At 32.4% G+C, this 6,709-nt stretch carries 3 protein-coding genes; 1 reads left to right on the plus strand and 2 read right to left on the minus strand.

The genetic code is table 11. From position 1 onward, the window contains the following. Nucleotides 1-235 precede the first annotated feature (235 nt). Entirely contained in the window at nucleotides 236-1,189 is a 954-nt protein-coding gene (locus RINTHH_RS03240) for a heme o synthase (RefSeq protein ID WP_008232828.1), read from the plus strand. A 1,319-nt stretch (nucleotides 1,190-2,508) separates the two neighbouring features. Here RINTHH_RS03240 and RINTHH_RS03245 read toward each other — a convergent pair. Continuing rightward, entirely contained in the window at nucleotides 2,509-3,570 is a 1,062-nt protein-coding gene (locus tag RINTHH_RS03245; protein WP_008232829.1) for a D-alanine--D-alanine ligase family protein, read from the minus strand. Between the two features lie 1,302 nt (nucleotides 3,571-4,872). Beyond that, the gene (miaB, locus tag RINTHH_RS03250; RefSeq protein WP_081606219.1) at nucleotides 4,873-6,222 is read right to left on the minus strand and encodes a tRNA (N6-isopentenyl adenosine(37)-C2)-methylthiotransferase MiaB; all 1,350 of its coding nucleotides are present in this window, start codon (nucleotides 6,220-6,222) and stop codon (nucleotides 4,873-4,875) included. Nucleotides 6,223-6,709: the final 487 nt, after the last annotated feature.

The raw sequence follows: 6,709 nt of genomic DNA on the forward strand, positions 1-6,709 counted from the left end.
AAAGTGAACATTACAATCGTTATTGAACAATAAGGAATTGGCAGCAGAACGATTCAAGTAGATGGGAAGTCTAATCACTATGGATTCTAAGAATTATAAAACCCATAAAAATCTTGAGATTAGCTTCTCATTATGGTAGCTCAAAATCTGAACTATTCATTAATGAATAGTTCAGATTTCAGATAAGAACTGGACTGACATTTAATCTATTGAAACATAAGGAACTAGTGCCAAGATGATCGAGACAAATGTCTCCCGCCAACATGAATCTTTTCTGGAAGTTATATACAGCTACTATCAGCTAACTAAACCTCGTATTATTCCCTTACTCCTAATTACCACAGCTGGGAGTATGTGGATTGCTGCAAATGGGGAAGTAAATCCATGGTTGTTATTAGTAACCTTAGTTGGTGGGACCTTGGCTGCTGCTAGTGCTCAAACTATTAACTGTATTTACGATAGAGATATTGATTATGACATGGAGCGTACTCGTGACCGTCCTATTCCTTCCGGTAGGATACAATCACGAGATGCCTTGATCTTTGCCATTATTTTAGCTGCCATTTCTTCTATTTTGCTGGCCGTATTTGCTAATTTGTTGGCTGCCACGTTAGCAATTTCAGGTATAGTTTTTTATGTTTTAATCTATACCCACTTCTTAAAACGTCATAGTACACAGAATATTGTTATTGGTGGGGCTGCGGGAGCAATTCCCACATTAGTTGGTTGGGCTGCAGTAACTGGTACTTTGAGCTGGACAGCATGGTTGTTATTCGCTATTGTTTTCCTCTGGACACCACCGCACTTTTGGGCTTTGGCTTTGATGATAAAAGATGATTATGCAAAAGTAGGAGTACCGATGTTACCAGTAGTTGCTGGTAGCGCACTTACTGTGCGACAGATTTGGAATTATACCCTAATCACTGTTTTTGCTTCTTTTTTACTTATATATCCTTTGCAGGAAGTAGGAGTTGTATATGTTGTAATTGCTACTTATTTGGGTAGTGTATTTATATATAGGGCTTGGAAATTATTACATCATCCTGACGATAAAACTCTTGCAAGAGGTTTATTTCTTTATTCTATTTCCTACATGATGTTGTTGTGTTTAGGAATGGTCATTGATAGCTTTCCCCTTACTCATCGTATTACCAGTATAGTTGAGTCTCAATTACACTTACTGAATTAAAACCAATTGCACTGCTTACCGGATTTTAGACTAATTCAACATTGCTAGAAAACTACCAAGCTAGAACTATTAGGTTGACTCCATCAGCTAAGAATATTTCCCTAAAGCTGTGATAACAGTCTGTAAAATACTTATATTCTTGAGTAATAAGTTACGAAGAAATTATTTGAGCATAAAATTTTTCAGCAGTTCAGTCATAGATTACTCAGTCCCAACATAAATACAGGAAATATAGCAAATCTTAAAGATCCTGAAGAATTTATGGTCCTTTATATTTGCATTTTAAGCTCTAATTATTTTTAAAAAGTAAGTTTCTTACATCTGTACAACTTAGTCTGAGCTTCAGAACTGAAACATTTTTCCCGATTTAGAAAAGTAAATAGGGAAAAATGTTAAAGTCTCGAATGAGATTAGCTGCTCATAGCATAGAAATTTAGGTATAAATCTGATTGATCAAAGCTGTAAACCTGAGAATTATTGAGAATTATATTTGACTATTACCCTGATAGACTGATACAAGAGTCTAACTAAATAAAGTTATTAAAAGAAATATATCTATACTGATATTTCTATCAAGTAAAATGATAAAAAAAAGTGACGTTAGTCACTAACAATTTGTTATAATCCTCAACTAAAGTGTTATAAACCCTGGCTAATGGCCCACAGTAAAATTTAGTTATTTTATTAAAAAGCTGCACCTGGTTAACTCAAATTTCAATGTTTACTGTTTTAATTCTGGGTGAATTAACTATCTTTATATAAATAGCAATACAATCGTACTATTTTTATAAACCCGAAAAATCGAAATGAATTTCAACAGTAATTTCATAAAGTACAGTTGCTAATATTAATAGATATTCATGAAAATTTTTGTTATTAAATATTCCTTATTCATGTTACTCAAACCAATATCTACTGACTGTCATTTACCACTATTATTTTGAGGAGTACATATCCAAGGTTGCTAACATGTCTAAGGTTCCCAAAGTTTGTTTGTTAAATTGATATTGATTTTTTTTACCACAATATCAAACTACAAATCAAATAACAGAGTGCCTTATTATATTTACCCGAATACTATCTAATAGTGAGTAATTTAGGTTTATATTAACAAATATATTTAACTACTAATAACAAACGTTTATTAGTAGTTTTTCGGTTATACAAATTTTATATGTGGGTAGTTGTAGTTACAGTGTTGAGAAAAACAAACATATATTTTATATAAGCAGACATACTTTTTGTAACTTATTTACAAATTTCATTCTGGTCAATAGCTCTGCACAAATTTGATATTATCCGAATGTGAGGCTAGATAATTAATCAAGTTTACTAGCAAATTCTTTTTCCAAAGCAAGTTGGATTAGGATATCTAACAATTCTGGAAAAGCCACTCCACTATGTGCCCATAGTTGGGGATACATACTAAAGGGGCTGAAACCCGGCAATGTATTAATTTCATTGATTAATATATCTTTTGTGTCTTCTAAATAGAAAAAATCTACCCTAGATAATCCTAATGCATTCACCGCAGCAAATGCTTGTAGTGCCATTTTCTGAACTTTTTGATTAATAATATCATCGATCTTTGCTGGAATGATTAATTGTGAATGACCATATGTGTATTTTGCTTCATAGTCATAGAATTCACTATTGTAATTAATTTCACCAATTACAGAAGCTCGTGGGTTAGCATTCCCCAATATGGCACATTCTAATTCTCGTGCAATAACTCCAGCTTCAATAATAATACGGTGATTATAGCTGGCAGCCTTATTTAAAGCGGGTTTTAATCCTTGACGTTCGTAAACTTTAGTAATTCCTACAGAAGAGCCTAAATTAGCTGGTTTAACGAAGCAGGGATACCCTAAATTTTTATCAATATCATCATATAACTTAGGAAGAATACAAGGATTAGATCCAATGTTTGATTGAGTTATTGTCATATATTTCACCTGGGGCAATCCAGCTTGAGCGAAGGCAGTTTTCATAGCTATTTTGTCCATTCCTACCGCTGAACCCAATACTCCAGAACCAACAAAAGGAACTTGCATTAAGGTAAGCAAGCCCTGAATAGTACCATCTTCCCCATTAGGACCATGGACAACAGGAAACCACACATCCATATCCGATGCAGTTGATGGAAAATTCCACACTTGAGATGATTGTGACTGCAAAGCAAAACCAGAATCCAGAACCTGTTGAGGAATTTCCCCAGTTTGCCATACACCATTCTTTTGAATATAGAAAGGTTTTACATCGTATTTATTCATATTTGACCCGCAAGTCAAAGCCTTAATTATTGCTCTAGCGGAAGTGATAGACACTTCATGCTCTCCAGAATTTCCGCCGAATAGTAATCCTACCTGCACTTTTGTCATCACCAGTATCCCTATCATTACTTAAATTCAGATAGACTAACATTATCAAATAAGGGGTAAGATGGTGAATATAGAACAGTCAAGGAAATAGAGACTGGCTGTCACAATAAAGTAAGTGAATTTATTACAATCTGAGTATACTATTTCCGTCAGTATACTCCTCAAATAATACTTATAATCTTTAACTTAAGAGTATTCCTCTCACGATTATACAAATATATGTTATCCATATAATTTGCTAACTGATATATAAATATGAGATTTAAATTTGTGCTTGAACTCTGATGTATACCTATAAAATAGATAAATATTCTGAAACTATTGGGGAAAAGAAGATATTGGAGGTTTAATCAGTATCTTAAATTATATTATCAATATTCATGGTATTCCCTTTGAACTTTAATTAATTTATATCATGAGTGCTCTTATTATTAGAGGTTAAGTTTATACTTATAACTTTAGCAAAGATTACTAGTTCTATAAAAAAAAATAATAGAGTTTGAACTGGTAAAAACCATCATTATTTTAACTTTTTAACTATCTAATTTCTCTTATTAATATGGGTTTTAGGAAGACAAGTTGAGTGTAATTCTGATAAGGTTAAATAACTAGCATTTATAATTTTATCTATGTGTTAATCTGCAGCAGATTGTTCTTTTTATGATAATTTCTATTTTACCTAGTGAATATAGGAATTATTATTACTAGTTTCACAGGAAAAATATCTGCGATCATTTACATATATCAAGAAATACTTGTAGTCTATTTTTATGTTCTTTTATAGTTCAATATATCTCTATTTCTTATTATTTTTTAGGCATTTATACTAATAATAGTTATGATGATATTGTAGTATTCAAATCTATATTTATATTGATTACATCTACTTTCCCTTATATTTTTATCACTCTGTCTGTTAATTGCTCTGAATTTTATTCATATCTTTCTATCAGTTACTAATAATTTATTCAAGGTTTTTGAACCATTTTCATACTTGTTATATATCATGGCTTATAACACTCTTTTTAAGAAAAAAATGCCTAATTACTTGAATTAACAACAGCTATTCTACCTTAGTAATTGAATTTAATAGTTAAATGACTATCTCTAATAGACAGGGAGAAATCAAAAAAAACAGGTCCTTGTAAATATTTAAGGTTATAAATACTTACGTCTATGGTTACAGCTTTAATATCGCTATTGAAATGTCTTCACTTTGGTCATTTTCTATGACCAAACTAGTAGGGCTTATTTACAATATTTTAAGGGTACTGGTAGATAGAAGATTCATGCAATACTTGCTTATTCTTCTTCAAATATAATACCAGTTAAACTAAAAGCTCGTACTTCTGTAATTCGTACATTTACGAGCTTACCTTTCAGCTCACTAATATCTCCCGTAAAGAAAGTTAAGCGGTTTCCCCTATTACGTCCTACAACCTGAGTCTTATCCTTAGGGTTTTGGTATTCCACTAAAACTTCCTCTATCCTACCCATATATCTTTGGGAACGTTCTGCAGCTTTAAGAGCAACTAAATGATTTAATCTTTGTAAGCGATCATTTTTTACTTCTTCTCTCAATTGCCCATCCCATAGTGCTGCAGGTGTGCCAGGGCGTGGTGAATATGCAGCCGTGTTTAATTGGTCAAAGCCAATATCTTCAACTAGTTTTAGAGTATTTTCAAACTGTTTCTCCGTTTCTCCAGGAAAACCGACAATAGCATCTGCACTAATTGCTGCATCTGGCATATACTCACGAATTGTATGGATAATCTGTCTATATTTATTATGGGTATAGCCTCTAGCCATATGCTTCAATACCTCATTATCCCCGGACTGAAAAGGTATATGGAAGTGTTCACAAAGTTTAGGTAATTCTACGCAAGCTTTAATTAATCTCTCAGTAAAATAACGCGGATGGCTCGTCGCAAAGCGAATACGCTCAATTCCTGGCACATCGTGAATGTAGTAAAGCAAATCAGTAAAATTATTCTTATGTCTGCCTTCCTTCGTAATTCCTGGTAAGTCTCTTCCATAAGCATCAATATTTTGTCCTAGAAGAGTTATTTCTTTATAATCCTGTCTAGCTATTTCCCATATCTCTTTCTTGATTGCTTCTGGAGTACGGGACTGTTCTAACCCACGTACACTAGGAACTACACAATATGTACAATGTTCGTTGCAGCCATAAATTACATTTACCCAAGCAGTAACTTGGCTATCCCTTCGCGGCTTGGTTATATCCTCCATGATATATATAGGTTCCGTGGCTACCACCTGATTACCATCAAATACCTGTTGTAGTAAGTCTTTTAACCTATTAATGTGTTGTGGCCCCATCACCAAATCCAATTCTGGTATACGCCTAAGTAAATCTTCCCCCTCCTGTTGACCTAAGCAACCAGCTACAACTAAAGTTAGATTTGGTTGATTATGCTTGCGCTTTACCTGTTTACCTAAATAGGAATATAGTTTTTGCTCAGCATTATTTCTAATAGTACAGGTGTTATAAAGAATTAAACTTGCTTGATTAGGATCTTCTGACCATTCAAAGCCTATATTTTCTAGGGTGCCACCCATACGTTCAGAATCAGCTTTGTTCATCTGGCAACCAAATGTAATGATATGATATCGACGGTTTGAAGTGATCATTAGCTGTTTTACTAAGTTCAGTTATAAAATATGAAAGAAACATTTTTTATCTTATTGTAAGTATAAGCAAAATTAGCTAATTTAGGAATCTACTATGCTACTCTTCATAGAGTAATATAATTTGACTGGGTTAAAATTATGAGTTCTATAAATTCCTAATAAACAAAATTTTGTAGTGTTTATAGCTATTTTTCGCAAACCAAGTAAACACAGTATTGTATGCAAATATGAACATAAAGGTTTTTAAGAAAAAGTTTAAATTTTTATTAACACACTAAATAGTACTAATAATATGGTATCAGTATATTACAAATATATTTGTATAGATAAGTGGATATTGCTATAATCCCCCTTATGCTTAATATTATTGATAAAGTTAAAAAAAGTATATTACGATAGAAGTAATCAATTATATTTATTACCCTAAAATTAACACACCCATATAAACTTAAATAAGTTTTCATTATTATTAGAGCATAAGAAATAT

It is taken from the genome of Richelia intracellularis HH01, from assembly GCF_000350105.1.
Lineage (GTDB): Bacteria > Cyanobacteriota > Cyanobacteriia > Cyanobacteriales > Nostocaceae > Richelia > Richelia intracellularis.

Excerpts from the sequence above, each read along its gene's own strand:
- RINTHH_RS03245 (WP_008232829.1), bottom strand. The coding sequence starts at position 3,570 with ATGACAAAAGTGCAGGTAGGATTACTATTCGGCGGAAATTCTGGAGAG.
- miaB (WP_081606219.1), bottom strand. The coding sequence starts at position 6,222 with ATGATCACTTCAAACCGTCGATATCATATCATTACATTTGGTTGCCAG.
- RINTHH_RS03240 (WP_008232828.1), top strand. The coding sequence starts at position 236 with ATGATCGAGACAAATGTCTCCCGCCAACATGAATCTTTTCTGGAAGTT.